Here is a 24,931-nt window from a genome sequence, read left to right as displayed (position 1 = left end):
TATTGTGGACTGGAACGTAAGGACGCTAATAGGAAAGAGGGGCGCTAGGGGCATGTCTACACAGTTACTTGCGATGTCGCACAGTCCATTGCTCAATGTTCTTGAACCACCGAAGGACGTGCTCGAAGAACTCCACAACGCTTTCGAACAGGCTCGAAACTACGTGAAGTCTTATGACCCGGAGCTTGTGGTCCTCTTCTGGCCCGACCACTACAACGGATTCTTCTATGATCTGATGCCGCCTTATTGTGTGGGCTACGAGTGTGTGAGCGTTGGAGACTGGGGCGGACAAGTTGGGCAGCTCAATGTGCCCACCGAGTTAGCAGAGGAGCTCGCTCAGTTCATCATTTCCAGTGATATCGACGTCGCTATCTCGCGTCGCATGGAGATCGACCACGGGGGAGTACAGCCGCTAGAGGTGATCTACGGCGATATCGAGGGAGTCCCAGTTATTCCTATCTTCGTCAATGGAGTCGCTCGCCCCTTCGTATCAATGGAACGTGTACGGCACCTGGGTGAGGCTGTGGGGCGCTTCTTCGCAGACCGCGATGAACGGGTGCTGTTCATGGCATCGGGGGGTTTGTCCCACGATCCTCCGGTGCCGCAATGGGCTACGGCCACCGAAGAACAAAAGAAACTCTTGCTCAACGGCCGTCATCCCACGGAAGAAGCCCGGCACGCTCGAGAGCAGAACGTGATCAACAACGCTGTCGCATTTGCCAAAGGCGAGGCCCCTATTCAGGACCTTAACCCGGAGTGGGACACAGCATTCATGCAGGTGTGTGCCGGCAACGATCCAACTGGATTCGATAGCTACACGGCTGACGAGATGGACGAACAAGCAGGTCACTCCTCCCACGAGGTACGCACCTGGGTGGCGGCGTTTTCCGCACTTGCGGCCGCCAATCCCGAGGCAGAAGTCCGTTATCAGTACTACAAGCCAATCAAGGAGTTCATCGCTGGCTTCGGAATCATGGCGAAAGGATAGGGCGCAGCTATGAATGATGCGAAAGAGAAGGTTGCCGCAGCACTGCTCGCAGCCTATGAGACTAAAGAAGCCATCGAGCCGCCGCGCAACACCATTCCTGATCTAGATCTGGACGGTGCCTATGCCATCCAACAGTGGCAAGAACGTGCACTAAAAGAGGCAGGGCGCACCATCCTTGGTAGGAAGATTGGGCTCACGTCCATCGCGATGCAGCAGCAGCTTGGCGTTGATAGTCCCGATTTTGGTTTTTTCACCGATCAGCAGCTATTCCACGATGGGGACCACATTGATGTCTCTCAGTTTATCGCTCCAAAAGTGGAGCCTGAATTGGCTTTTAAGATCAATCGCGATCTGGGCGCTGATGCCACGTTTGACGAGGTTGTCGACGCAGTAGAGGAAGCCTATCTCGCAGTAGAGATCATCGACTCCCGCGTTCGGAATTGGGATATCCGTCTCGTTGACACAGTGGCAGACAATGCCTCGTGTGCGGCAGTCATTTTGAGCTCCAATCCGGTTGACATACCTATTGAGCAGTTGGCTGAGGTTGAAGCCGAGATGACGGTGGGAGAAGGCGCGCCGCAATCAGGAATCGGTTCGGCAGTCATGGGGCACCCTTTAAAGCCCCTCGTCTGGCTAGCCGGCGTGCTTGCTGAGCAGGGAACCCCGATCCAGGCAGGAGAAATCATTCTTACAGGTAGTTTCTGTGGCGCCGCAGCGGTACATGCGGGAGAAAGCGTTCGCGTGGATTACGGCAAATATGGAACTTTGACAGCCACTTTTAGTGAAGGGCAACAATAATGAGTAAAAAGATCACGGCAGCCATCGTTGGTCCGGGAAATATCGGTACCGACCTCATGTACAAACTTCTCAAGTCAGAGGTCATTGAGCCGGCGTACATGGTGGGAGTCGATCCACAATCGGAAGGGCTCAAGAAGGCAAAAGACAAGGGCTTGATTACATCGGCCGAAGGTGTCGAGTGGCTGGTGAAGCAGGACAGGTTGCCGGATATCGTCTTTGAGGCAACCTCCGCCAATGCGCATCTCGCAAATGCCCCGCTTTATCGGGAAGCGGGAATCCGAGCAATCGACTTAACCCCCGCGGCTGTGGGACCCTACTTCTCTCCCAGTGTGAATCTGGACGAGATCAAAGACCTCGACAACGTCAATATGATCACGTGTGGCGGACAGGCTACGGTCCCTATCGTCTCTGCTGTGTCCAGCGTTGTTGACGTGGAGTATGCGGAAATCGTTGCCTCGATTTCCTCTCGATCCGCAGGACCAGGCACGCGTGCCAATATTGACGAGTTTGTAGAAACTACAGCTACCGCGCTGGAAAAGCTGGGCGGGGCGCGGCGAGGCAAGGCCATTATCGTGCTCAATCCCGTTGAGCCGCCGATGAATATGCGTAATACCGTCTATTGCTCGTTGCCTGCCGAGGCGGCACAGGAAGGCGAACTGCAAGACAAGGTTCTCGCTGCAATCGAGACCATGGTTGAACGCGTGAGTTCCTATGTTCCCGGCTATCACGTCACCGCTACTCCTCAGTTCGATGAAGCACGACCGGAATGGAATGGCTGGGGTCGCGTCACTGTGTTGCTTGAGGTAACCGGTGCCGGCGATTACTTGCCGGAGTACGCAGGCAATCTGGACATCATTACTGCAGCAGCTGTGGCCACAGGCGAACGACTCGCGAGCCTGATCTAGGAGAGGAATTTTCACCCATGAGTATTCGTATTAATGACACAACGCTGCGTGATGGTTCACACTCGGTGCGCCATCAGTACACCGAGGAGCAGGTGCGCACAGTCGTACGAGCCCTCGATGATGCCAATGTAGAGATGATTGAGGTTACTCACGGCGATGGCCTGGGCGGATCCTCCTTCAACTATGGCTTCTCCAAGGTCAATGAACTCGATCTGATCGCAGCTGCGCGCGATGAGGCGAAAAATGCCAAAATCGCTGCTCTCGTCCTACCTGGCGTCGGGCGCGTAGATGACACCAAGGAAGCACAAGCGCGAGGGGTAGACGTGATTCGCGTCGCCACTCACTGCACTGAAGCCGACGTGTCTATCTCTCACTTCCAAGCGGCCCGCGAGCTGGGACTCGAGACAAGCGGCTTCCTCATGCTCTCGCATCGCTCGGAGCCGGCTGCTCTCGCACAGCAGGCGCGGATCATGGTGGATGCTGGCTGCCAGTGCGTGTTCGTCGTGGACTCGGCCGGTGCAATGATCATGGAGCAGGCATCAGACCGTGTGAAGGCTCTCGTGGACGAGATCGGTGACGATGCCCAGGTGGGCTTCCACGGTCATCAAAACATGTCCTTCGGCGTGGCCAACTCTGTTCTCGCGGTTCGCGCAGGTGCGAGCCAAATTGATGGTTCTCTCGCCGGGCTTGGCGCCGGGGCTGGCAACTCACCGACGGAAGTCCTTGCCGTAGCATTCGAGCGGCTAGGAATTGACACTGGCGTGCAGACCAAGGAAATCCTGCATGCCGCGGAGGATGTACTCAAACCTATGGTGGATCGACTGCCCGCTATGGACCGCGGGTCGATCGTTCAGGGGCAGATGGGCGTGTACAACTCCTTCTTGCTCCACGCCGAGCGCGCGTCGGAACGCTATGGAGTTCCTACGCAGGACATCCTCGCTGAAGTGGGGCGCCGAGGATACGTCGGCGGTCAAGAAGACATGATTATCGATGTTGCTGTCGATCTTAAGCGAGCCGGCTAAAAGCAGACAGTGAATGCCCTGCAGTGGCCTTCCACCCGAGAAGAAATCAGGTGGGAGGCCACACGTGGTGTGTGCACCAGTGCACCCCGGCGATAGCAGCAGGCGCGTATCGCGATACAGGAAAGCGCCTGCATGCCGGGTTAGTCGTCGAAAATCTCGGGGCGGTTTTTTCTTTGCCACTGTTGTACAACGCGGCTTGCTGCGAGACAGATCTTCCTGAGCGGAGGAAGAACCCTTGTCGGATCAAAAGAATCCGAGGGGCCAGACACGCTCATTGCCGCCTGTGGCACATTGTGTATGCCGAATATAGGCGCTGCTACACAGTTCAGGCCGAGTGTGATCTCTTGGCGGTCGTAGGCGATTCCGGTGTCATGAATGGTGGCGAGCTCGCGTTTAAATTGCGCAGGATCCGTGATCGTGAACGGGGTCCAGCCGCGCAGCCCCGAGGCCAAGACAGTTTCGGTGGCACCTTCATCAAAAGCGAGCATCGCTTTGCCGACGCCTGTGCAGTGTGCTGGCGCCCGGCCACCAATACGGGATGGGGCATCAACTCCACGCGCAGAAAACAGCTTGTTGACGTACACGACCTCGGTGCTGTCGAGATAGGCCAGGTGCACGGTGTGCCGGGTGTGTTCAAAGAGTGCGGCGAGATAAGGCGTGAGCTGCTCGCTAACGAGCTCTGAATGCTTACTGCTTCGCTCTGTGATGAGTTCGAAAAATAGCGGGCCAAGCCGGTAGACATCGCCGGAGCGTTCAAGTGCGTCGTTGTCTACCAGCGTTCCAAGGAGGCGGTGTGTCGTTGTTTTCGAGAGCTCGGCACGTCGGGCGAGCTCACTGAGTCCGATGCCCATCGCATCGTGGGTGGTGAAGCATCTCAACAGACTCATCGCTTTGTCTACTGCTCCGCGGGTGTCTTTCGTTGGCTGTTCTCTTGTCATTGCGGGCTGACCTCATAAGTAACTGATGTACGTAGGAGACGTACTGCGATTTTTAAGCACTGGGTGGGTGCGGGGTGGCATGGTGAACGGGTGCCACGGTTAGAGTGTCATCTTTTCTACTTTAAATACCTGTAAATACCCCTATGGGTGGGTGGTTGGGTTCGGGGTGTGGGGTGGGGTGAACATCTAGTTGAGACTGTACTCTCTGTGCGACGTTCCGGAGGGTGGAACGGACTCTTTAGAAAAGTTTGACACCAGTCACATAATTAAGCACGCAACATATGAATCAGCTCACATAGCAACGCCCTTATGGTTGTTGGCCACCCTCTGTGCAGAGGGGAACGGACCGTGATGGCGCCGGTGGGTTGATTCAGCACAGTGGAAAACCGCGCCGTAGCAGTTGTGGTCTTTCGGGTTCGATCTATCCCCTGGGATGGCACCGCCGAGCATGGTTTCCACAGTGTGACACGACAGGACAAGGAAAGTAGGGACGGAGAACATGGCAACTCCGAATAACCCGAGGCCTCTTGCAGGGCTGCAGCGCCCCGAAGGCCTTGATGCCAATACGGACATTGGCGGAATGGTCGACCCGGATGCAGGGCTGATTGATCGCCGAATTTTCAGCGACCAGGAAATTTACCGGCAGGAAATGCGTCGGATTTTCGCACGCTCCTGGCTGTTTATCGCGCACGAGGACCAGTTCGAAAAACCGGGTGACTTCTTCCAGACCTACATGGGAGAAGATCCGGTGATCGCCTCGATGAACAAAAAGAGGGAGATCCGGGTCCTGCTGAATAATTGTCGCCACCGCGGTGCGCGCGTGTGCCGTGCTGACCATGGGCGCACGAAAAACTTCACCTGCACCTATCACGGCTGGACGTACGATCTCGACGGCGAGCTCATCAACCTTCCTGGTAAGGACAACTATGACTCTTCCTTCAGCGCAGCCGACTGGGGACTAGTTACCGCGCCTCGCGTGGAGTCCTACAAGGGACTCATCTTCGCTAACTGGGACGAAAATGCAGAGCCGCTCGAAGAAGCGCTGGGTGATCTCACCTGGTATCTCGATGCTTTTCTCGATCGTGACCCAGAAGGCACCTGCGTTGTTGGGGGAGTGACCAAGTGGGTCCTCGAGGGCAACTGGAAGCTCGCGGCGGAGCAATTCGCCACGGACTGGTACCACGTCAATATGTCCCACGCCTCGGCGTTGATGGTGATGTCGCCATCGGGCAAGGGGCCAAAGAAAGCGATCGCAGAGCGAACTGGCAAGCAGTTCACCAGCGAGGCAGGCCATGGTGCCGGCTTCCCGGTGCATCCGAAGAACCGCTTTGATGCCCAACCCGTGCACGAGTACTACGACTACGAGTTCCTGCGCGATCGTCTGTCGCCGGAACAAGTCACGGGTCCGATGACCAATGGGCACGGCAACGTATTTCCTAACTTCTCCTATCTTCCCGTCAACGGCTCGATCAGAGTGTGGCACCCCAAGGGGCCAAACAAGATGGAGGTCTGGGCGTGGACGGTACTGGATAAATCGATGCCGGAGGACGTCAAAAAAGCCCAGCGGTTGTATAACCTTCGCACCTTCGGGCCATCGGGAATTTTCGAGCAGGACGACGGAGAGAACTGGTCGGAAGTACAGGCGAACGCCCATGGCTTCATGATTCAGGGAACTGCTCTGAACTACCAGATGGGAATCGGTACCGAGAAGCATAACGAGGGCTTCCCCGGTACCACCTCGGAGCTCTATTCCGATGCTGCCGGTCGAGGGTTCTACCGCCGCTGGAAGGAACTCATGAACACCCCGGCCTGGCACGAAAACTAAGACCGCGCCGGTTCACCCACCACTATCTATGTCACTAGAAAAGGTTCACCCATGTCTGAAGCAGTAAAAGTCGCCGTCATGGACGATATCGAGCCTGAAGAGGCCATCGTCGTCGATACCGATGTCACCGGTTTCTCGGAGCCCATCGCAGTGTTCCGCACTGAGGATGATGAGTTCTACGCGCTCAATGACACCTGTTCCCACGAAGACGCCTCGCTCGCCGACGGTTGGATTGAAGGCTGCGAAGTGGAGTGTCCAATTCACACTGCGAAGTTCTGCCTGAAAACGGGTGCGGTGCAATGCATGCCTGCTACCGAAGATGTGGCAAGCCACAAGCTCGAGCTGCGCGGAGAAGAGATCTGGATCTATCCCGGTACGCCCGCTACCGCTGAGTAGATATCGCTCATCGGCATAAAGAATCGTCTTCATACTCAAGGAGCTGAGAACTCGTGGCACACACACTCATTATCGGCGGCGGAATCGGCGGGTTCAGCCTCGCTCAGTCGCTGCGCAAGCTGGGGTGGGATGGGCTCATCACCATCGTGGACCCGCATGGCCTGCCTTATGATCGCCCGCCTCTGTCTAAGGAGATCATGCAGGGCACGAAACAGCATGACGATCTATTGCTCGCCCCGGCTGAGTGGTTCGAGGAAAACCGAGTTGAGATAGTCCAAGGAGAAGCTATTGCCGTGGACGGCGTCAATAAGACCGTCACGCTGAAGGACTCGCAGAAACTCGGATACGACAATCTCGTTATCGCCACCGGTGGCGTGCCCCGGGTGCTGCCCCTGCCTGGTTTCAACCACCCCAAGATTCTCTCTCTGCGCACCACCGAGGATGCGGAGACTCTCAAGAGCAGGCTTAGCCCGGGGGTTGATCTCGCGATCGTCGGCGCGGGGTTGATCGGTGCGGAGCTCGCTGGATCTGCTGTCGATCTGGGAGCGCAGGTGACGCTTATTGACCCAGCGCCCGTTGCTCTGGTGCCAGCAGTGGGTGAGGAGATCGCTACTCGTCTGCACAACATGCATGACGATCATGGCGTCACTTATATCAATGGGCTTACTGAAGAGATCAACTACCACGATGATGGTGATCACGCGTTCACCGTGAAGATCAAGGGGCACGACTCCCTGGCCGCGGATGTCGTCGTTGTCGCAGTGGGAATCACCGCAGAGGAAGCGCTTGCTCGCTCAGCAGAGCTTGATTTCGACAACGGCATTCTGGTGGACGAAGCACAACAGTCCAGCGTGCCGGGGATCTGGGCTATCGGTGATTGCGCTCGTACACGGCGCGAGGATGGAGCGCTCGAACGCCGCCATGAGCATTGGGAGAACGCGGTACACACTGCACAGACTGCCGCCGCCGCGATTGCAGGGGCGGATCTTCCGCAGCATGGTGCGGGCTGGTTCTGGTCGGATCGCTATGGCGTGCATGTCGAGGGAGTAGGGGACATGAGCCTTCCTGGAAGCACGGTCGTTCGCAAGGACAGCAACGGGCATCCCGCGGTGGCCTTCCGAATCGCTAACGACGGTCGTGTCGTTGGCGCCGCCGCCGTTGATGACTCGATGGCGGTGCGTGCAGCACGACGAATGATTGATCGAGGCTTAAGCCCCGATCCCGACAAGCTCGCCGACCCCGGCGAGAATCTCAAGAAATTGGCTCGATAAGTAGCCGGGGGATTGTAAGAGGAGACATGTAATGACTGACTATTTACGCAGGGACGATGCGGTCGTGGGGGAGCTGGTGGACATCCAGCGCGCCTATGAGCTGCAGAACTTTTATTATCGCGAGGCGGATCTCCTGGACGATGGCCGCTACACCGATTGGTTGGAGCGCTTCGATGATGACTTGCTGTATTGGGCGCCAACCCGATCTAACCGCCTGCGGCGGCAGCAGGCGCTGTCCATCGCCGCGTATGGGGAGGCAGCCTTCTATGACGAAACCAAAGAATCGCTGGCATGGAGAATCCGGCGCTTTGACTCGGGCATGGCGTGGGCCGAAGACCCGCCTTCACGCACGAGGCATCTGATCACCAATCTCGTGTTCCGACACGCAGAGGTCGACGGCGAGGACGTTATTGAAGCCCGCAGTAACTTTCTCGTATGGCGTACTCGGTTGGAAGAAGAAAAGGATGTCTTCGCTGGTACCCGGACGGATCTCATTCGTTCCACTGACGAGGGATACAAGATTTTCGATCGGCGCATTCTCCTGGACATCAACGTCTTGACCTCGAAGAACATTTCGACGTTCTTCTAGCTGGCAGCCACGGACAGGAGAGGATTCATTATGGCGCAACAGAGGTTTCACGATCAGACAGTCTTTATCACCGGCGCGGGTTCCGGATTGGGAGCAGCGCTCGCACGTCGATTCCACGAACAGGGCGCGAATGTGTCCTTGGTGGATGTGTCGCTGGAGCGGGCACAGGCAGTAGCTGATGAATTAGGAACATCCCGGGCGTTGGCCTGCAGCGCCGATGTGCGGCAGCCGGAAGCACTCCATGCCGCGGTGGAGGAGACATGCCGTGCCTTCGGCGGGATCGACACCGTGATTCCCAACGCCGGCATTTGGGACTACAACCGCTCGCTCACGAAGCTCAACGGAGCGGAACTAGCCGCGGTGTGTGACGAAGTGTTCGGCATCAATGTCAAGGGCTATGTCCTCACCGTTGAGGCCACGTGGCGAGAACTTGTGAAATCGCGCGGCTCCATCATTATGACCCTGTCCAATGCCTCCTTCTACGCCGCCGGCGGCGGTCCGGTGTACACCGCAGCCAAATTCGCCGATAGAGGGCTCATGCTTCAGTTCGCACACGAACTGGCACCAAAGGTCCGCGTCAATGGAGTGGCGGTCGGTGGGATGCGTACTGACCTTCGTGGCCCGGCGGCCGCGGGCTTGGACAGCCGCAGCTTCAAGGACACCATTGATCGCCGACCAGAAGGCGGCAATCCCTACATCCCATTGCACGACATTTCGACAGACCCAAGCAGTTTCACTGGGCCCTACATCATGCTCGCAGATCGCGAGGACGGGGCCAACATAACTGGTTCGGTAGTTCAGATCGACGGAGGCATCGCCGCGCGCGGCTTCCAGACAGCCGCAGGAGGCGATTCCTTATGATGATTACCGGCGTAGTCCATAATCCGGACACCCTGGACATCAACCCCGTGTCACAGATCGCACGGCATGCCCAGTACAGGCCCGACGCCGTAGCGTTGGTCTATGAAAACAGAAATATCACCTACGCGGAGCTACACGAGACTCTGCAGCGTTGGGTTCTGCACCTCGATGAGGCAGGTGTGCGCCAGGGCGATCGCGTGGCTTATGTCGGTGTGAACTCCGCGAGCTTTTTCTACACCATGCTCGCCACATGGTGGCTGGGCGCGACGTTCATGCCCTTCAATTTCCGGCTCTCAGCGCCGGAGATATCAAAGCTGTTGATGCAGGGGACTCCGCACACAGTCGTCGTCGAAGGCGAATATGTGGGAAAGGCCATGACGGTCTATGGAATCGAGCGGCAGCATATTGTGGCCGTCGACGATGATGAGCTCAGCCCACCGGATAAGACGATTCCTGTGTATTGGCACTCCACGTCAGCTTTTATCACCCCGGATGAGACCAATCCCGCGCCAAAGATTCGGCCCATGGGGATGAAGGACCTTGCGCTGTTGCTCTTCACCTCCGGCACAACCGGATTGCCCAAGGGGGCGCAGCTCACCTTCGGCAATCTCTGGTGGAACCAGATCAACGTGGACTCCATGGTGGATGTGCGCCCGGGTGATGTCACGCTGGCCACAGCACCCCTTTTCCATGTGGGTGCACTGAACTCCTTTTCCATCCGGTCTCTTGTGCGTGGCAATACCGTGTTGATTCACCGCCAATTCAATCCGGGCCGAGTGCTGGAGGATATAGAGAAGTACTCTGTGTCCACATCGTTTCTTGTGCCCGCCCAACTAGAGGCCATGTACAAGCACCCGAACTTCGGTTCCTCGGATCTGCACTCGATGCGGGCCACGATTTGTGCCGGAGCGCCGGTTCCGCCCGTGTTGATCCATCGCTATATGGAAAAAGGGATCAACATTCAGCAGGCGTGGGGTCTTACAGAAACCTCACCTTTTGCCACCTACCTTCCGCCAGAGATGACTGTGTCCAAAATCGGTTCCTGCGGCATTCCGATGCCCTATACCGAGGTGAAGCTCATGAACTCTGACACCGGGGAAGAGGTGAAAGAGCCCGGCGTTTCGGGTGAAATGTGGGTGCGCGGACCTAATGTGGCCACAGGATATTGGAATAATCCCGAAGTCACGAATACCGCCTATACCGCGGGATGGTTCCATTCTGGGGACATTGGTATTCGCGATGAAGACGGCTTCTACTACGTGGTGGATCGTCTCAAGGACCTCATTATCTCCGGTGGCGAGAATGTGTATCCGGCAGAGGTTGAGCGTGTGATCGCCGGAGCCGAGGGCGTGCTGGCCAATGCGGTTGTTGGCCACCCTGACCCCGATTGGGGCGAAATTGTGGTGGCGGTTGTTCAGCTGGATGAGGGTGCGACCCTGACGATTGAGCAGCTGCGGGAGCACTGCGAGCATCACCTTGCTCGCTACAAGCTGCCGAAGAAGCTGGTGCTTGTCGACGCCATCGACCGCAACTCAGCCGGCAAGGTAAACAAAATCGCTATCCGGGAACACGTGCGAGAAGTGTTTGCGGTGGAACATGCTCGAGACGCAGCTGCGACACGAGAGGATGCCGATGCTTAAGATCACGCCCATTGTTCGCTCGTCTTTGAAGCACACGTATCCCTATGGCGCAGACGATATCGAGATGTCGCTGGGCACCGCGGAACGTATGCGCGCCAGCATTGCGGAAGCCTTTCGAACTCATCCCCGCTGCCGCCGCGTGATTGTGGGGGTGGCTATCGACGATCTCGATGGGGTGAAAGCATGCGAAGCGGCGGGGATGCATTTCGTCGTGGACGTCGAGACCCGTGACGGTGAGGAGCTCAATCTCATGGTCGCCGAACCCGAGCGGGTGAAGCAGCAAGCTACAGATATTGACTCATTGGAGCTGACATGACATTTGAAGACAAGTGGAACGACTTTTACTCCCGTGTGGATGACATCGCCATCACCCTCGGGCTCTATCCGATAGAAGGCTCGGCTGAGTGCGTCAAGGTGGGAATGCCCTTGACTAAGGAAGTCTCGCAGCCGGCCGGAATGTTCGCCGCTCCCGCGCTCTTTGGTCTCGCGGATATCACTGCCACATGGTTGGCGATGCACAACGTGGCGGAAGGCGTGTTCCCTCTTGCAGTGTCATCGACGGTAAACGTCGTGGCGAACACCAGGAAGGGCGATGCGATTGCCACCGCGCGAATCGTGCGCGCCGGGAAGACGATCATCGTCACCGATACCGAGGTTCATTCCAGTGCTGACGGCACCCTGCTCGGAAAGTTCCTAACCACCTACTCGGTGCCGCGGCCACGGGACTAATCCTCCACACGGGATTGTCCCGCCCAGTGGAACATACACCCACCCAAAGAATGTGATGGAGGATACAGTAACCGCTATGACTGAGACACAGATCCCTGACTTTAAGACAGACCCCTTCTTCGGCCTGGAAGATAAGTGGCTTGAAACCGCACCAGGTGAAATCACCCACTACCACGAGCTCGGTGAGGGCACCCCGATTCTGTTCCTGCATGGCTCCGGAACGGGCGTCACCGCTGCCGCGAACTGGTGGCTTAATCTCCCGCAGATCGCCGAGTTTGGCCGCTGCATCGCGATCGACTCGATTGGCTATGGCCAAACCGTGGTGGCAGAGGGCACCGAGTACGGCATTCGTCAATGGGTAGAGCATGCGATCCGCGTTCTCGATGCACTGGGCATTGAAAAGACCTGGATTGTGGGTAACTCCTTGGGCGGCTGGCTCGCCTTCCAATTCGCTATCGATCATCCGGAGCGCCTCGCTGGAATCATCTCTATGGGTACCGGAGGAGCCAAGCTCACCGGTGCGCTCAAGGGGCATTCGAACCCCACCCTGACCCGGGAAGGCATCCGTGACACCCTCGAACTGTTCGTGGTGGATAAGAGCCTGATCACCGAGGAACTTGTGGAATTGCGCTACAATTCCGCACTCAATGACACAGCCAGCGACCGTCTCAAGGAGGTTGTTGCTGCCCGTGATCGTGACCGTAATGAGTTGCCGCTAGACTTCGACAAACTCGCTGAACTGGACATTCCGGTGTTGCTGATCCACGGCACCCAGGACAAGGTGATTCCCGTATCGCGCACCTGGGACCTGCTGAATGTTGTGCCACATGCAGATGTGCATATCTTCTCCCAGTGTGGTCACTGGTCGCAGGTGGAACGTGCTGATGAGTTCAACCGAGTCATTAAGCAGTGGCTCGCTGAACGTCTCTAGGACGGATCGCTCTTCTCACTTCTCGCTCCACGCTTCGGCGCGGGGCGAGTTTTTCTGTCTGGACTAGCAGCACATAGCGTCGATAAGCGCAGAAGCGGCCGTCGCCTCGAAAGTGAGGAGACGGCCGTCCTAGATGCCGGAGCGGGTTTAGGCCTCGCCCTCGAAGAGGGTGGTCACCGAGCCGTTTTCGAAGATCTCGTGGATCGTCTTGGCCAGCAGCGGGGCGATGGGCAACACGGTGAGGTTGTCCCAGCCCTCGGGGTTCTGCGGCAGGGTGTCGGTGGTGATGACTTCCTTGGCACCGCACTTGGAGAGGCGCTCGCGGGCGGGGTCAGAGAACACGCCGTGGGTGCAGCCGATGATGACATCGCCGGCGCCGGCTTCCTTGAGCACGTTCACGGCACCGGAGATCGTGCCGCCGGTGTCGATCATGTCGTCGAGGAGCACGCAGGTGCGGCCTTCGACGTCGCCGACCACGCGGTTCGCGGTGACCTTATTGGCTTCGTCCACGGAGCGGGTCTTGTGCACGAAGGCCATGGGGGAGTCGCCGAGGATATTGGCCCACTTTTCGGCCATCTTCACACGGCCAGCGTCCGGAGAAACCACGCAGATGTTGTTGAGCTCGTAGTTGCTCTTGATGTAGTCGGTGAGGATCGGCATGGCGTGCATGTGATCGACGGGGCCGTCGAAGAAGCCCTGGATCTGGTCGGTGTGCAGGTCCACAGACACGATGCGGTCCGCGCCGGCGGTCTTGAGCAGATCAGCCACGAGGCGGGCGGAGATGGGCTCGCGGCCGCGGTGCTTCTTGTCCTGGCGGGCATAGGGGTAGAAGGGCAGGATCGCGGTGATGCGCTTGGCGGAGCCGCGCTTGAGCGCATCGATCATGATCAGTTGCTCCATCAGCAGCTTGTTCAGCGGCTGCGTGTGGGACTGGATCACGAAGGCGTCACAGCCGCGTACGGATTCCTCGAACCGCACAAAGATCTCGCCATTGGCGAAGTCGCGGGCGGTGGTGGGGGTCAAATCGGTACCCAGCTCACGTGCCACTTCCTCACCGAGGGCCGGGTTGCCCCGGCCGGAAAACACCATGAGGTTCTTTTGGTTATCTGTCCACTGGCCAGTCATCGTTATTCGATGCCTTACCTTTCCTTATGCTTGCTTGGGTTTGCGGGCGGCAGCTGCAGCGTCGGCAGCTGGGGTGTTTGGTCGCTTGCGCTCTACCCACCCTTCGATGTTGCGCTGTTTGCCGCCCGAGACTACGAGCGAACCTGCAGGTACATCATCTTTAATTACTGTACCTGCCCCGGAGTACACGCCGTCACCAATGGTCACCGGAGCGACAATCATGGTGTCGGAACCGAGGCGCACATGGCTGCCAACGACGGAGCGGTGCTTGTCCACACCGTCGTAGTTGACGAACACCGAGGAGCAGCCGATATTGGAGTCCTCGCCCACCTCGGCATCGCCGATGTAGGTGAGGTGCGGAACCTTGGAGCCGCGGCCAATCTGGGCGTTTTTGGACTCGACGAAGCCGCCGAGCTTGCCGTTCTCACCAAGATCGGTGCCGGGGCGCAGATAGGTGAATGGGCCAACGGAGGCGCCGGCGCCGATGCGGGAATCAAAGCCGTGGGTGCGCACCACCTGGGCGCCTTCGCCCACCTCCACGTTGCTCAGCGTGGTGTCCGGGCCGATCTCGGCGCCATCAGCGATGGTGGTGCTGCCCTTGAGCTGGGTGCCGGGGTGAATGGTCACATCCTGGCCGATCTGCACGGTGCAGTCGATGAAGGTGGTGGCGGGATCGTCGATGGTGGCGCCGCCGCGCATGGCGGCCTCGCAGAGGCGACGGTTGAATTCTTTGCTCATCGCGGCCAGCTGCACGCGATCATTGACCCCCGACACGTAGTAGGGGTCGGCGAGCTTGTGGGCGCGCACCAGCTTGCCGGAGGTGCGGGCGATCTTGATCACATCGGTGAGATAGAGCTCGCCCTGGGCATTATTGGTGTCCAGTTGGGTGAGTGCCTGGCGCAGCAGCGCGGCATCGAAGGCGTAGACGGCCGAGTTGATCTCGGTGACGGCGCGCTGGGCGTCGGTGGCGTCTTTTTCCTCCACGATCTCGGTGACACGCCCATCCTCATCGCGGATGATGCGGCCATAGCCGTGGGGATTATCCACCGCGGTGGTCAGCACGGTGACCGCAGCCTGCGGGGCGCTGGTGTGCGTGCGCACGAGCTGCTGCAGGGTCTCGGCGTTCAGCGCCGGAATATCGGAGGTGGTCACCACCACGGTGCCGGTGAAGTCCGCCGGCAGGGCCTCCAAGCCGACGCCAACAGCATGGCCGGTGCCGTTTTGCTCCTCCTGCACCGCGGTGTGCACGGTCGGGGAGTGCGGCAGGGCCGGGGCCTCGGCCGCAATGGCGGGGACCACCTGTTCGCGGCCGTGGCCGACAACAGCAATGAGATGGGTGGGGTTGATGCCCGCCGCGGCGTGCAGGCCATGCGCCAGCATGGAACGGCCGGCAACAGGGTGCAGCATTTTCGGAGTGGCGGACTTCATGCGGGTGCCAGCGCCCGCAGCGAGCATGATCACTGCGGTGGCGGCGGAAGTATGGGAAGTATCTGACATAAAAGATTAGGCAACTTTGTCTCGATAGCGTTTCGTGTACGGCTCTAAAAGTACCATTAGCTGCGCCCAGAAACGGGTGACTTCGAGGCACTGGGGTGAGGTGCCTGCGTGACGGCGTCGACAAGCGAGAAGAGGCTGCTGGGGCTGGAGACAGCGGCGATGCTGCGGGAGAAGAGCAATCCCGTCACCGAGCAGCGCGGAGACCACGAGCACTGAGCTAAGAATCACACACTTAGAGAAGTCCTGATCCCCGCCACGTAGGGTGCGCACAGCGCTGATCCAGCCGATCAGGGCGAGGATCACGCATGCTTTTTTGCAGTTCAGAGGTGCCTTATCGACGCCGCGATGGCGGGGAAAGCGTGTGCGAAAAGCGCCGTGGAGGTGTCCGAGGCGTCGTTACACTAAGTGAGGTACACACACCGATCGCAGCAGCGCGCAGGGAGAGACGCATGAGCACACCGAGCAGGAGCAGAGAGACCGACCAGACATTCCGAGGGTTCGCCGTCCTCGACCTTGAGACCACAGGTGTGCGCAGAAACGACAGGATCCTCGAGATCGGCATCGTTGTGCTCGATACCCAGGCGCGGCCCGAACGCTATTGGCGTAGCTTGGTGCAGCCGAATCGCGGCTTCGATAACTCCCATATTCATCACATTGAGCCGAAGGATCTCGTCAATGCCCCCAGCTTTGAGCAGCTGGCACGCCGCCTCGCCGAGGTGCTGCAGGGGCGCATTGTGGTGGCCCATAGCGCCAGCTTTGAGCGCCGCTTTCTCAGCGATGAATTCGCGCGAGTGGGGGTGCAGCTGCCGAGTTCTGCCTGGACGCTCGATACCTGTGTACTCTCGCGCCGGCTCCTGCCCGGCGCACCGGGGAAGCTCTCGGCCTGCCTCGAGGTGATCGGGGTGAATAACCTCGCCGCCCACACCGCGCTCGCCGATGCCGCCGCCACCACCGAGCTCTTTGTCGAGCTGCTGCGTAGGCACCCCGAGCTGGGTGCCGCTGCATCACCGCTGATATTCACTGCTGCGCAGCAGGCAGCCCTGCCGGAGTCTCATGCCCCCTGTATCGCTCGGGCGGATGGGCTATTCGGCAGCGAACCCTCCGGTCCGATCAGCGAGTGGGCGGCGGCGAGTGAGGACGCCGCCTTCGCTGCGGAGTCCGCGTGGCTGCGACGGCTCACCACCGCCATGCCCTCCACAGGCGATGCGCAATCCGATCGCTACTGCGCGGCGCTGGCGCAGGCGATGGTGGACGGCCGGCTGAGCAAGGAGGAGCTCCAGGAGTTGGGGCGGGTGGCGCAGAGCTATGGGCTCGAGGCCGAGGACATCAGCGAACTGCATGAGCATTATCTGAAGCAGCTGGTGATTGAGGCGTGGGCCGATGGGGTGGTCACCGAGCGTGAGCGCCTCTGGCTCGGCCATATCGCCGAACAGCTGTGCATCGACCATGCGCGCTGTCAGCAGCTGCTCGCCCAGCCAGGAGAACAGGAGGGGCAGGACGGGCAGGAGGGGCAGGACGGGCAGGCTGCGGCGCAGGTCTGTGCGCTCGCGCCGGGAGATCGTGTCACCTTCACCGGGGCGATGGTCACCCCGCGCGAAACCTGGGAGGCCCGCGCCCGCGAGGCCGGATTGAGTGTGGGTGGGGTGATCACATCCTCGCGGCTCGTGGTGGCCGCCGATGTGCACACCATGTCCGGCAAGGCGAAAAAGGCGCGCGCCCTCGGCGTGGAGATCATTGATGAGGTGAGCTTCGCCCGGGCGTTGGCGGCCATGACGGCGTCGATCAACGCCACAGAAAAGGACACCGAGGCCCACGGCCACGCCGAGCTTATTGCGGCAGTGTTCCCGTGGTTGGAGATGGAGAATGACACCGCCGCGCCCGACACGATGGCTGTGGTGGAGGCCTGGCTGGGGCGGGGGAGCACCACCGCCCTGGGGCAGCTATCGCCCTATCTTCGGCCCGGGTTGGTGCCGGAGAGTGCGCTGTGGACCAAGGTGCAACGCCGGCTAGGCATTCGCTCCGAGACGGGTATCACCGAGCTCACCGTCGAGGAACTGGCGGATCTGCCCGGAATTGGGCGGGTGCGGCTGCAGAAGTTGCTGAACGAGGTGGTGCTGCTCGCCCTCGATGAGTACGAGACGGGCGGCTCTGAGGACGCAGCAGCGGAGAACGAGGCACCCGTGGACGCCGATCACCCAGTGGAGCAGCTGCTCTATGACGATTCCGCCCATAGCGATGCGTCCGCGCTGCTGGATTGGCTGGCGGTGACCGGTGCGGCCACGGCTGTGCTGGGGGAGAAGGAGAATATTCCCGACAGCGTCACAGCCGCAGCGGCGAGCTTGGAGGGGCGGGCGGAAACCGTGGCACGGGCCGCCTGCGCGGAGATTGCGGAGGTGGTGGCCGCTGATGCGCGCTTTGCCCCGATTCTCGATGAACGCCTAGCTGGGTCGGCGTCCCTGCAAACTCTGGGGGATCGCTTCGAGGTGAGCCGCGAGCGTGTCCGGCAACTCGAGGGCATGCTCTGCGCTGGGCTGGGCGCTATCGGGCCGGTGTGCGAGCTGGTCCAAGCCGCCGTGCGCGAGCACGTGCGCATCGCGCGGCCGGTAGCAGAGATCTATCGGGCGCTGCCCGCGCTGCGGTCGACTCCCGGGGGAGTGGAGACGGACCTATTAACAATCCTGCCCATGGTGGGTGCGCCTGGATCATGGGGGCTGGAATTCATTGACGGACCCGAGGCCGGGGCGGAGGAGGCGAGCCGCTGGCTCGTGCGGGCCGGCTTTGCCACGGCAGTGGAGAAGGCCATTGCCGCCGCGGCCGATAACTATGGCGTGCTCACACTGCAGGAACTAGCTAGCGCGGTGGGTGCCGATACTGCATTGATGCGGGAGTGGATAGAACAGCACACCCCCTATGTGATCTATAAAGAGCATGTGCTCAGCGACACCGGATCGGTGATTGCTCGGGCCAGTGCCGTGCTGGCCATTGAGGGCGAGCCCATGAGCACGGAGCAGCTGCACGCGGTGCTGTCTGATCGCACTATCCGCTCTATCGATGGGGCACTGGCCAGTGCCGAGCATGTGCAGCGCTGCGGGGCGCGCACGTGGGCGCTGCGCGAGTGGGGTAAAGAAGAGTGGACCACGATCTCGGATTTCATTGGGACACGGCTGGCGCAGGCGAATGTGGCCGATCCCGAGCGGCGCACATCGCTGCCGCTGCAGGAGCTTATCGCCGAGGCCATCGGCTATGGGGTGGCGGAAAACTCGGTGCGGGCCTTTGCCTCCACCGGCGACTTCGTGGTCGAGGACGGTCAGGTGCGCTACCGCACAGACGAGGAGGCGCTGGTCAATCACGCCCTGCCCGAGGAGACCAAGGGGCTGTATCTCCGCGACGGCGAGTGGAATCTGCTGCTGCGGGTGAGCCACGATCATGTGCGCGGCTCCGGCACCGGCATCGGCCTCGGCGTGCTCGCCATCTACGATGTGGCCTTCGGCGAGTCGCGGATGATTCCCAGCCGGCTGGGGGAGCAGCGCCTGACTTGGGGCAAAACCACCAGCTCGCTGGGCACGATCTCCCGCTTTATTCAGGATCTCGGGCTGGAAGAGGGCGAGCGCATGTGGCTGCGCTTTGGCGAGAGCTTCGACATCACCCGCGCCCCCGCCGAGCGGGACGACGCCGAGGGCCTGGTACTGCTCATCAACCGCATCGGCCTCGACGAGGAGTTCCTCGATGCCGAGGGACAGCTCGCGGACTGGGTATGCCCCGAGGTGGTCATCGCCGCGCTCAATCTCGCGATGGGGCTGCCGGCGGAGTGCGCTCGCCGGAAAACCGTGCGCCGGCTGCGGGATCGCGGCGATGATGAGCTGGCCGAGCTGGTCCGCACCTTCTAGGGCCGCGGGGAGGCGTCGGCCGCGCCGCCCTGAGCCTCCCCCATATACCGAGTGGTCTAGAGTAAAGCGCCAGCTAGGAACGGTGTAAACCTTGTGAAGCAGCCATTTGGCGGGGGTGGTGTGCGAAAATAGTAGACAGAGATGTCTATGATGGCGGCATGCACACACTCAATATTCCCGTCATTGACTTCTCTCGGCTGCGCAGCCCTGAGCATCCCGGATATGAAGACGAGCTTCATTCCTTGCTCGAGGCGGCGCACGAGGTGGGCTTTTTCTACCTTGCCCGCCACGGCATTGACCCCCGCGCCCGCGATGGGCTCTTGGCCGAGGCTCAGTCCTTTTTCGCCCAGCCCGCAGCACAGAAGCGGCGCATCTCCCAGGTGCACTCCCCGCACTATCGCGGCTATACCGCCACCGGCACCGAACGCACCCAAGGTTTGCGGGATTGGCGCGAGCAGCTGGATATCGGCCCCGAGCTGCCCGCCGAGTTGGATAAGGTGCCGGAGGAGCCGTGGAAGATCCTGCAGGGGCCCAATCAGTGGCCCGCGGATCAGCCCGAGCTCAAAGAACGCGCTCTGGCGTGGTTTGCGCAGCTCGAACACATCGGCGCTGGCCTGCTGCGGGCCTGGGCGGTGGCCTTCGGCGAGGAGGAGGACTTCTTCGCCGAGGCCTTCCGCGCCCCGCACTCGCTGCTGAAGATCGTGCACTATCCCGCCCACGATCTCTCAGCCACCCGCCAGGGCGTCGGCGCGCACCACGACGCCGGTTTTATCACCCTGCTCACGGTGGAGGAGGGCTCCCGCGGCCTGCAGGTGCTTATCGACGGCCGCTGGGTGAATGTTCCCGCCGTCGAGGATTATCTCATCGTCAATATCGGCGAGCTGCTCAGCGTGGCCACCGGCGGCTATCTTAAGGCCACCCCGCACCGGGTGCTGCCCTCCGCGCCGGGCACGGAACGCTTCTCCATTCCCTTCTTCTATAGCCCCGCGCTCGATGCCGAGGTGCCCCGCATCAGCCTCCCTCCGGAGCTCACTGACTCGCCCACGGAGGTGGGCGTGGATCTCGATGGCGAGCAGATCTACAGCACCAATGGTTTAAATGCCCTGAAGTCTCGACTGCGCGCCCACCCTGATGTCACCCAGAAATATCACCAACACATCGCGGATAACTTCGCGGATATCGTCGATAAGCACAAGAAAGCAGCCTAAAACCATGATTAAGAAGATTGCCGCCGCCGCAGTGTGCGTCCTGGGCCTTAGCGCCTGTAGCGCCCAGCCGGATGAGAACACGCTCACCGTTGTCGCCTCGCCCGAGCCGCATGCCCGGATTCTGGAATATATCGCGGACGAGGGCCTCGCGGAGGGAGTGGAGCTGGATGTGAAGGTGATCCAAGGAGGAATCGATCCCAATCACGTGACCACCCACGGCGATGCCGACGCCAACTTCTTCCAGCACCAGCCCTACTTAGAAGAATGGAGCGAGGAGAATAACGATCACAGCCTGCGCAGCGTCGCCAATGTGCACCTAGAACCGCTGACGCTATTTTCTACCAGCATTGATTCCCTCGATGCGCTGCCCGACGGCGCCACGGTGACCATCCCCAACGACCCGGTGAATCGCGCCCGCGCCCTGGCGCTGCTTGCCGATACCGGGCTGATCGAGGTGGAGGATCGCGGCGCCGAGACGGCCGTGGCGGATATCACCGCCAATCCGCGCGAGCTGACCATCACGCCCGTTGACGCCCGCCTGCTGCCGCAGACACTCGAGGATGAGGATGTGGCCGCAGCGGTGATCAATGGCAATTTCGCACTCGAAGCCGGGCTGGACTACGCAGAAGATGGCCTTGCCGCCGAGAAGCCGGAGAATAACCCCTATGTGAACATTCTGGTGGCGCCGGAGGATAAGGCAGACTCGCCGGCGGTACAGGCCCTCGCCCAGGCGCTTGAGTCCCAAGAAGTCGCCGAGTTTATCCGCGCCGAGTACCAAAGCGCAGTGCTGCCCGCGCACTAATACTGTGACTCGAGCCGCACCCGCGGGGCGGCGGGGACTCTTACACTGGAGACTATGAGCGCAGATACCCCACGGAAAATCATTCTCGATTGCGATCCCGGCCACGATGACGCCGTGGCCATCATCCTCGCCGGTGGCAACCCCGCCATCGACCTGGTGGGCATTACCACCATCGGCGGCAACCAGACCCTAGAGAAGGTCACCCACAACGCCCGCGCAGTGGCCACTGCGGCTCGGCTGGACACCGTGGTCTATGCCGGCTGCGACCGCCCGCTGGTGCGGCCGCTGAGCGTCGCCGCCGATGTGCACGGCGAGACCGGCCTGGACGGGGCCACCTTGCCCACGCCGCGGGTGCCGCTCGGCGAGCAACACGGCGTGGACTTCATCATTGACACCATCATGGCCAGTGAGGACGGCGAGATCACTCTCGTGCCCACCGGGCCGCTGACCAATATCGCTCTCGCGGTACGCAAAGAGCCGCGTATTGTGCACAAGGTGCGCGAGGTGGTGCTCATGGGCGGCGGCTATCACACCGGCAACCGCACGGCCTGGGCCGAGTTCAATGTCTACGTGGACCCGGAAGCCGCGCATATCGTGTTCAATGCCGGCTGGCCGGTGACCATGGTGGGCCTGGATCTCACGCACCAGGCGCTTGCGACCCGCGAGGTCGAGCAGCAGATCGCGCAGCTGGGCACCGAGTGCTCCCAGTTGGTGGTGGATCTCTGCGGTTTCTTCCGCGAGGCCTATCGGGAAAACCAGGGCTTCGATGATCCGCCGGTGCACGATCCCTGCACGATCGCCTATCTCATCGACCCCGAGTGTGTGGCCACCCGCCGCGCCCCCATCGACGTCGAGCTGCAGGGCAGTCTCACCACCGGCATGACCGTGGTGGATTTCCGCGCCCCCGCCGACCCCGCCTGCCCCACCCAGGTCGCCACCACCCTGGACCACGGCCGTTTCTGGCAGCTGGTTACCGAGGCCATCGCGGCAGTAGAGGATAAGCCCGAGCTTTAAGGCGCGCGGCACTCGCAGCCTGCAACATACGCCAACGCCCAGCCTCGCCCCGATAGAACAGGGGAGAGGCTGGGCGTTCGTGTATAGAACCCGTGGCCCGCGTGGGGTCGGTGCGGGTATTAGGAGCGGGCGGTGTGGCTAGCGACCGCGTGCAGGCCGGCATCGGTCATGTGGAACATGAGCTTGTGCGGGCTGCGGGCGGTGGTGTCCACGATGCCGGTGATCCAGCGATCATTGGAGCACATTTCGTGGCCATCGGAGATCGGCTTGGTGTCTACGAAGGTGGCGCCACCATCACGAGAGGCGTTCACCTGTGCCCACTGCAGGTGGCGCTCGACGTCATTGACGGCGCGAGCAGGAATGCCCAGCGGCACATTGGGGATCACGTTGATCAGGCACACGCCGCCTTCCGCATTGGCCACATGCGGCATGCCGACGACCTTCACGCGGGCGTTCGGGGCATAGTGCTTGGCCTTGGCGATGGAGTGGCGGATCGCGCCGTAGAGATCGCGCTCAATATCGGGCAGGGACTGGCTGCTCATGCGCGAGTAGGTGTCATTGCCGCCGGCGAAGATGACCACCTCGGAGGTGCCGCTGTTGAGCTTGCCGCGCTGTGCCGCGGTGTCAATGGCGAAGTCCACGCGCATGCCGCCGCTCATGAAGCTGGCGCCGGGGCAGGTGAAATCATCCACGGGCTTGCCCGAGACGCGGGCATAGGTGCCGGAGAAAAGACCATCGCTGCCGCATCCCACCTGGTTGAGGTGGGCGTTCGGGGTGATGACGCGAGCCTGCTCAGGGAGCTTGGAGGCAACGAAGTCCTCGATGCTCGGATTGGCGGGCATGGAATCGCCGACCACGACGACATTGCCAGGTGCCGCGTGGGACGGCGCCGGCAAGGCGGCGGAGATGCCCATAGCAGCGGCGGCGGCGGTCACAAGAGACAGCACCTTAGTGCGGGTCTGAGATGCAGACTTCATGAAGTTCTTTCCAATCGGGTCACGGAAAACATCGGCACCGCCCGTCGGCGGCATCACTGATGTATATCGCTGGGAAGCTTAGCAGGTGTTACCTAAATGAGACTTTACTCTTGTCACAGAGGTTAGCGAGCGGGTGTGTAGGGTCGCAAAAATATCTCCCGATACTGAGCGAGCGTTATGCCCGAATGGGGGGATGGGCGAGTGGTGTCCGTGGGAGCGCGAACCGCGCGGGAATACCGGGCAGGCATCGAGCGTGTCACCGGCGAAAGGCAGCAGTGCGGCAGCTCTGCGAAGAAAGAGGGTGACCCCTCTCGATCGGGGGTACACATTGTGTTCCGACTGGCGGACTATGTGCAGTTCAGGTGGGGAAATAAAAAAGCTTCCCCACCAGGACTCGAACCTAGAATGACGGTACCAAAAACCGTAGTGTTGCCAATTACACCATGGGGAAACGCACATGCCCAACGGCCGTGCGCTAGAAATCCTACAACATAGCGTTGGGGGCGTGCCAATCGCTGCTGGGGGACAGAAAGACTAAAGATGCGGCTGAGAGAGGGATAAGCGTATAGGCTTTACGGCATGGTGAAGCGGAGGATGACCGGCAAGCAGCGCCGCGAGCAACTAGTAGAAGTAGGACGCACAGTATTTGCAGAGCGCGGGCTCAAGGGCACCAGCGTGGAGGAGATCGCCTCTCGCGCCGGGGTGTCCAAGCCGGTAGTGTACGAGCACTTCGGTGGCAAAGAGGGGCTCTATGCCGAGGTTGTGGACCGCGATACGCAGCTGATGCGCTCGGTGATTGAAAATGCCCTGAACTGTTCCGGCTACCGCCGTCGGGTGGAGTCCGCGGTGATGGCCTTCCTGTCTTTTGTGGAAGACCACACCGATGAGTTCACCATCCTTACCCGCGATGTGGACCCCGAGCAGCACAACACCTATTCCACGCTGCTCAATGACACCGTGGGCAAAGTCTCCTATATTCTGGCCGGCGCTTTCGAAAAGTCGGGGCTCAACCCCGATGTGGCGGTGCTCTATGGCCAGGCGCTGGTGGGCATGGCCTCCTCCACGGCGCAGTGGTGGCTGGATGTGCGCGAGCCCAGCAAGGAAGTGGTGGCCGCGCATATCGTTAATCTCTGCTGGAATGGCCTGGCCGGCATGGTGGCTGATCCCAGCCTGCGCGATCCGGAGCTGAAGACGGTCGGCGAAAACGCCAAGTACTATCAGCCCACCGAAACCCCCGAGGCCCTGCAGCGCGCCCATAGCCGCCGCACCGCCCAGGGCGAGAGCGCCCCGAAGCCGGCAGGCGGGGACTCTGCAGCAGACTCCACCCCGGCTGCGGACTAGCCCGATACCTGATACCCCTGCTACCGGCGTGCTATCGCGCCGGCTCTGCTGCTGCCCACACCTCGCCCACGAGTAGTATCAGCGCGGTAAGGTGCACGGCAGCGCAGGGGACTGGCCTGCCGTGCTTACGGCGGGGCTCGTCGGCGACCGCGCTGTGTAGTATTCATCCACCGTTTTTTTTAGGAAG

22 protein-coding genes are annotated in these 24,931 nt (G+C 60.6%); 18 read left to right on the top strand and 4 right to left on the bottom strand.

What is annotated here, in order from left to right; genetic code table 11:
- Positions 1–52 precede the first annotated feature (52 nt).
- From KR227_RS02430 to dmpG, 4 genes are read left to right on the top strand one after another with little or no spacing between them, the layout of a single operon-like run.
- On the top strand, positions 53–988 hold the full coding sequence (locus tag KR227_RS02430) for a 3-carboxyethylcatechol 2,3-dioxygenase (protein WP_218363551.1): 936 nt from the start codon (positions 53–55) through the stop codon (positions 986–988).
- Positions 989–997: 9 nt separating this feature from the next.
- Positions 998–1,786 (top strand): 2-keto-4-pentenoate hydratase, encoded by a 789-nt coding sequence (locus KR227_RS02425; protein WP_218363550.1) that lies wholly within the window; start codon positions 998–1,000, stop codon positions 1,784–1,786.
- A complete protein-coding gene (locus KR227_RS02420; RefSeq protein ID WP_218363549.1) occupies positions 1,786–2,691 on the top strand; it encodes an acetaldehyde dehydrogenase (acetylating) in 906 nt (301 codons plus the stop codon). Before KR227_RS02425 ends, KR227_RS02420 begins: the two co-directional genes overlap by 1 nt.
- 17 nt (positions 2,692–2,708) lie before the next feature.
- Positions 2,709–3,713, top strand: a complete 1,005-nt coding sequence (gene dmpG, locus KR227_RS02415) for a 4-hydroxy-2-oxovalerate aldolase (RefSeq protein WP_218363548.1) — start codon at positions 2,709–2,711, stop codon at positions 3,711–3,713.
- Between the two features lie 140 nt (positions 3,714–3,853).
- Here dmpG and KR227_RS02410 read toward each other — a convergent pair whose 3' ends face one another.
- Complete coding sequence (locus tag KR227_RS02410) at positions 3,854–4,651, bottom strand: IclR family transcriptional regulator (RefSeq protein WP_218363547.1); 798 nt, start codon at positions 4,649–4,651, stop codon at positions 3,854–3,856.
- 499 nt (positions 4,652–5,150) lie between these two features.
- Between KR227_RS02410 and KR227_RS02405 the strand changes: the two genes are divergently transcribed.
- The 9 genes from KR227_RS02405 to KR227_RS02365 all read left to right on the top strand — a co-directional run bounded on the left by KR227_RS02405 (position 5,151) and on the right by KR227_RS02365 (position 12,893).
- Positions 5,151–6,476: an aromatic ring-hydroxylating dioxygenase subunit alpha gene (locus tag KR227_RS02405; RefSeq protein WP_151548892.1), complete on the top strand. Its 1,326-nt coding sequence runs from the start codon at positions 5,151–5,153 to the stop codon at positions 6,474–6,476.
- Between the two features lie 51 nt (positions 6,477–6,527).
- Complete coding sequence (locus tag KR227_RS02400) at positions 6,528–6,872, top strand: non-heme iron oxygenase ferredoxin subunit (protein ID WP_151548891.1); 345 nt, start codon at positions 6,528–6,530, stop codon at positions 6,870–6,872.
- Between the two features lie 53 nt (positions 6,873–6,925).
- Positions 6,926–8,143 carry an FAD-dependent oxidoreductase gene (locus KR227_RS02395; protein ID WP_218363546.1) on the top strand — a complete coding sequence of 406 codons (1,218 nt, stop codon included), beginning with the start codon at positions 6,926–6,928 and terminating at the stop codon, positions 8,141–8,143.
- Between the two features lie 31 nt (positions 8,144–8,174).
- The gene (locus KR227_RS02390; RefSeq protein ID WP_218363545.1) at positions 8,175–8,732 is read left to right on the top strand and encodes a 3-phenylpropionate/cinnamic acid dioxygenase subunit beta; all 558 of its coding nucleotides are present in this window, start codon (positions 8,175–8,177) and stop codon (positions 8,730–8,732) included.
- A gap of 30 nt (positions 8,733–8,762) precedes the next feature.
- Complete coding sequence (locus KR227_RS02385; RefSeq protein WP_151548888.1) at positions 8,763–9,593, top strand: SDR family NAD(P)-dependent oxidoreductase; 831 nt, start codon at positions 8,763–8,765, stop codon at positions 9,591–9,593.
- A complete protein-coding gene (locus KR227_RS02380; protein WP_218363544.1) occupies positions 9,590–11,233 on the top strand; it encodes an AMP-binding protein in 1,644 nt (547 codons plus the stop codon). The genes KR227_RS02385 and KR227_RS02380 overlap by 4 nt, the downstream gene beginning before the upstream one ends.
- Positions 11,226–11,549, top strand: coding sequence for a hypothetical protein (locus KR227_RS02375; RefSeq protein ID WP_255549017.1), 324 nt, complete (start codon positions 11,226–11,228; stop codon positions 11,547–11,549). Before KR227_RS02380 ends, KR227_RS02375 begins: the two co-directional genes overlap by 8 nt.
- Positions 11,546–11,962, top strand: a complete 417-nt coding sequence (locus KR227_RS02370; RefSeq protein ID WP_218363543.1) for a PaaI family thioesterase — start codon at positions 11,546–11,548, stop codon at positions 11,960–11,962. The genes KR227_RS02375 and KR227_RS02370 overlap by 4 nt, the downstream gene beginning before the upstream one ends.
- 76 nt (positions 11,963–12,038) lie before the next feature.
- Positions 12,039–12,893, top strand: a complete 855-nt coding sequence (locus KR227_RS02365) for an alpha/beta fold hydrolase (RefSeq protein ID WP_151548884.1) — start codon at positions 12,039–12,041, stop codon at positions 12,891–12,893.
- Between the two features lie 147 nt (positions 12,894–13,040).
- Here KR227_RS02365 and KR227_RS02360 read toward each other — a convergent pair whose 3' ends face one another.
- Entirely contained in the window at positions 13,041–14,018 is a 978-nt protein-coding gene (locus tag KR227_RS02360) for a ribose-phosphate diphosphokinase (RefSeq protein WP_218363542.1), read from the bottom strand.
- Positions 14,019–14,042: 24 nt separating this feature from the next.
- Positions 14,043–15,515, bottom strand: coding sequence for a bifunctional UDP-N-acetylglucosamine diphosphorylase/glucosamine-1-phosphate N-acetyltransferase GlmU (gene glmU / locus KR227_RS02355; protein ID WP_218363541.1), 1,473 nt, complete (start codon positions 15,513–15,515; stop codon positions 14,043–14,045).
- A gap of 449 nt (positions 15,516–15,964) precedes the next feature.
- Between glmU and KR227_RS02350 the strand changes: the two genes are divergently transcribed.
- From KR227_RS02350 to KR227_RS02335, 4 genes are all read left to right on the top strand, one after another.
- Positions 15,965–19,402, top strand: a complete 3,438-nt coding sequence (locus KR227_RS02350) for an exonuclease domain-containing protein (RefSeq protein ID WP_218363540.1) — start codon at positions 15,965–15,967, stop codon at positions 19,400–19,402.
- Positions 19,403–19,560: 158 nt separating this feature from the next.
- On the top strand, positions 19,561–20,610 hold the full coding sequence (locus tag KR227_RS02345) for an isopenicillin N synthase family oxygenase (RefSeq protein ID WP_218363539.1): 1,050 nt from the start codon (positions 19,561–19,563) through the stop codon (positions 20,608–20,610).
- A 4-nt stretch (positions 20,611–20,614) separates the two neighbouring features.
- Positions 20,615–21,412 carry a MetQ/NlpA family ABC transporter substrate-binding protein gene (locus KR227_RS02340; protein WP_218363538.1) on the top strand — a complete coding sequence of 266 codons (798 nt, stop codon included), beginning with the start codon at positions 20,615–20,617 and terminating at the stop codon, positions 21,410–21,412.
- A 54-nt stretch (positions 21,413–21,466) separates the two neighbouring features.
- Complete coding sequence (locus KR227_RS02335; RefSeq protein WP_218363537.1) at positions 21,467–22,426, top strand: nucleoside hydrolase; 960 nt, start codon at positions 21,467–21,469, stop codon at positions 22,424–22,426.
- Positions 22,427–22,545: 119 nt separating this feature from the next.
- Here KR227_RS02335 and KR227_RS02330 read toward each other — a convergent pair whose 3' ends face one another.
- A complete protein-coding gene (locus KR227_RS02330) occupies positions 22,546–23,403 on the bottom strand; it encodes a GDSL-type esterase/lipase family protein (RefSeq protein ID WP_218363536.1) in 858 nt (285 codons plus the stop codon).
- Between the two features lie 579 nt (positions 23,404–23,982).
- On the opposite strand from KR227_RS02330, the gene KR227_RS02325 reads away from it, so the two are divergent.
- The gene (locus tag KR227_RS02325) at positions 23,983–24,744 is read left to right on the top strand and encodes a TetR family transcriptional regulator (protein ID WP_370625134.1); all 762 of its coding nucleotides are present in this window, start codon (positions 23,983–23,985) and stop codon (positions 24,742–24,744) included.
- Positions 24,745–24,931: the final 187 nt, after the last annotated feature.

It is taken from the genome of Corynebacterium sp. TAE3-ERU30, from assembly GCF_019209925.1.
GTDB classification, from domain to species: Bacteria; Actinomycetota; Actinomycetes; order Mycobacteriales; family Mycobacteriaceae; genus Corynebacterium; species Corynebacterium megadyptis.
This window is presented reverse-complemented; position numbering and strand designations above follow the sequence as displayed.